Annotated in this window: 2 protein-coding genes; one reads left to right on the top strand and one right to left on the bottom strand. The window is 48.3% G+C overall.

What is annotated here, in order from left to right; all coding sequences use genetic code 11:
• On the bottom strand, positions 1 to 623 hold a 623-nt coding region (locus tag AC3A8L_RS20645), incomplete at its 3' end, for a peptidoglycan-binding domain-containing protein (RefSeq protein WP_487964162.1).
• A 227-nt stretch (positions 624 to 850) separates the two neighbouring features.
• On the opposite strand from AC3A8L_RS20645, the gene rnr reads away from it, so the two are divergent.
• Positions 851 to 3,397, top strand: coding sequence for a ribonuclease R (gene rnr, locus AC3A8L_RS20640; RefSeq protein ID WP_487964161.1), 2,547 nt, complete (start codon positions 851 to 853; stop codon positions 3,395 to 3,397).
• Positions 3,398 to 3,512: the final 115 nt, after the last annotated feature.

Below are 3,512 nucleotides of genomic sequence, written 5' to 3'. Positions count from 1 at the left end.
GCTTGGGATAAATTGCTGTTGCGGCCGAATTCGTTATAACTCATGCCTAGTGCATTTGCTGCCCCCTTCATGATTAAGTCGCCGCCCGAAAACTGACCCGCCTTAATCAATATATCGTTGGCTTTTGGCGGTGTAAGGTCTTTCGGCGCTAGGTTAGTTGGCCAATGTTTGTTTGCGCTACCTATAGCGCTAGCGGCCATTGCTAGCGTGGTTACGGCGCAGCCGGTTCTGCTTAAGGTCATATTGGTCGAGAGCCCAGTTTTTGTTTTTTTATGTTGTAATTGGTTCATCGGGCGATAACCATCGATGCTCTGGCGTTTAACAATGTGGTGGCTGCTGACGACATTGCCGTTTAACTTTTTCCACGTGTTTTTGCCCGGCTCGATTAAACCGTCTGGCTTGGAGAGCTTGGCGATTATTTTTTGAAACGAGGTGATAGCGGTAATGGTGTTGTTACCGCACTGGCCATCAACGCTTAACCGGCTACCGGCTGGTTTACCTATGGTTTGTTTAAATGTTGCGTTTCGCTCGCGGTGTTGGTTTAGCAGTGTTTGCACGATTTTAATATCTGCAACAGAAGAGTTTTGGCCTTTTAGGCCGACACTAGTAGTGATTTGCGACATAGTAATTTCCTTATTGTGGTGGTTTGAAACCGGTAAGCGTCAATGCTTGTGGTGCGCAGTGTAGGGTATGCGTGGTTAGCTTGCTATAACCTAAGACGCCAAAAAAGGGGCGGCGGTATTCGTTGTTCAGGTAGGGTATTGTCTTATTGTGTACTCCAGTATACTGGGCAGAGTTTTTAGTATCGCTACAGTTCTATACATTCCCTCCATTGATAGAGGATATTCCCTTGTCGGAAAAACCCCCCATTATCGATCCCGCCGCTGCGCGTGAAGCACAGACTTATGACAACCCGATTGCGAGTCGCGAGCTTATTTTAGAGGTGCTTGTGACGGCGCAGGGCCCGCTGTCTAAAAGCAAGTTAACGGCGCTGCTAGGGATTGAGGGTGACGACCAAATTGAAGGGCTGCGGCGTCGCTTGATTGCGATGGAGCGCGATGGGCAAATTATTCGTAACCGCCGTGGTGCCTATGGGGCTATTAGCAAGATGGACTTGGTGCGTGGCCGTGTGAGCGGGCACCGTGATGGTTACGGCTTTTTGGTGACCGATAGCACGCAGGATGATATTTACCTCGCTAATCGGCAAATGCGCAAAGTGTTTGATGGTGATGAAGTGTTGGTGCGTGTAAGCGGTATTGATGCGCGCGGCAGGCAAGAAGGTAGTATTGCAGAGGTGCTTTCGCACAATACAACGCATGTGGTCGGGCGTTACAGTATTGGCCGGGGTAATCCGCGTATTCGGCCCGATAACCCCCGCATAGTTACCGATATTTTTATTGCTAAAGAAAATACAATTACCGCTAAAGATGGCCAGTTCGTGAGTGTCGAGATTACTCGACAGCCTGATCGTTTTGGTGCCGCCGAAGGTATTATTAATGAAGTGCTGGGTGACCATATGGCACCGGGTATGGAAATCGATGTGGCTATTCGCGCTCACGATATCCCCCATGTTTGGCCGGCCGAGGTTGAGCAGGTTGCCGCTAAGCTTAGTGCCGAGGTCGCAGAAGAAGACAAAACTGGCCGTATCGATCTACGCGCCCTGCCACTGGTAACTATTGATGGTGAAGACGCACGCGATTTTGATGATGCGGTTTATTGCGAGCGCAAACGCAGTGGTGGCTGGCGTTTATACGTAGCCATTGCCGATGTATCGCATTATGTTTTACCTGGCGATGCATTAGATAATGAAGCCCAAATACGCGGCAACTCGGTGTATTTTCCTGATCATGTGATTCCTATGTTGCCAAGAGGGTTATCGAACGGTTTGTGTTCGCTAAACCCTGAAGTGGATCGTTTGTGTATGGTTTGTGAAATGACCATTAGTGATGCTGGGCGCATCAGTGGGTACAAATTTTACGAAGCGGTTATGCACAGCCATGCGCGTTTAACCTATACCAAGGTTGGGCAGATGTTGTCTGATCGCGACAAAAAGCGTTCGGGTTTACGCCAGCAATACGCCAGCGTGGTGCAACATATTGACGAGCTTCAAAACCTTTACCAAGCGTTGCGTGTTATTCGTACCGAGCGTGGCGCGATAGATTTTGAAACGGTAGAAACCCGTATTGAATTTGATGAAAACCGTAAAATTGAGCGCATTGTGCCGGTTCACCGTAACGATGCTCACAAGCTCATTGAAGAGTGCATGTTGGCGGCTAACGTTTGCGCAGCACGCTTTTTGGATAGCCATAACATACCGACTTTGTACCGTGTGCACGAAAGCCCCAAAGAGCAAAAACTCAATAATTTAATGGAGTTTTTAGGTGCGCAAGGTTTGCAGTTGCGGGCAGGTAAGGGCGGTAAAATTGGGCCGCTACAATACCAAGAAGTTATGTCACTGATTAAAGACCGGCCCGATGCGCAAATTATTCAAACGGTGATGTTACGCAGTATGAACCAAGCCGTTTATCAGCCCGAAAACAAAGGCCACTTTGGCTTGGCTTACACGGCGTATGCGCATTTCACTTCGCCGATTCGGCGCTACCCCGATTTACTAGTACACCGCGCTATTCGCAGTGTGATTCGCGGCGGGGCGGAATCCAATAAAGTGAAACGCCACGAAAATACGCGGGCACAAAAAGCGGAAAAAGTTTACCCCTACGATGTTGCCAGCATGATGGCCTTTGGTGAGCAAAGCTCGCTAACAGAGCGCCGCGCCGATGAAGCCACGCGCGATGTGATGAATTGGTTGAAGTGTGAGTTTTTACAGGATCGCATTGGTAGCGTTTTTGATGGTGTTATTTCGGCAGTAACCGGGTTTGGTTTATTTGTTGAACTAAAAGATTTGTACGTTGAAGGTTTAGTACACATTACTAACTTGCCGCAAGATTATTACCATTACGAAGCGGCGCACCATCACTTAGTGGGTGAGCGTACACGTAAAGTATTTGCTTTGGGCGATGCGATTCGAGTTCGGGTTGCGCGGGTTGATTTAGACGAGCGCAAAGTCGATTTTGAATTAGAAGAAAAGCAGCCGCGAAAGCGCGCAATTAAAGGCGACAAACCTTTTAGAAAACCATTATCGAAAGGTAAGGCGGAGCAGGGGAAGACGAGCCCAGAGGTTAGTCCAAAACCGGCGGCTGATGGCACGCCTAGTGATAATGCTGAACCCAAGCGTTTTAACAAAGGTAAAAGCGGTAAACAGCTATCCAAAGAAAAAACCGCCAAAAAACAAAGTAAAAGTAAAAAATCGGCGTCGCCGAAAGTGAAGCATGCGAAAAAATTAAAAAAGTCTGACAAATCTAAGGTCGGCAAAAAACGCGTGACTAAAAAGCGCTAAGGGGCGAGGTAATAATAGTTTATCCAATTAGGCGAAGAGATCGGCTTTCTTATCGAGGCGCTTAAAGGGGCGCATGCCGAGGCATGTAACGCTTTGAGCAACGAAGGTAAGGATG

The sequence above is a fragment of the Marinagarivorans sp. genome (assembly GCF_982758155.1).
This window is presented reverse-complemented; position numbering and strand designations above follow the sequence as displayed.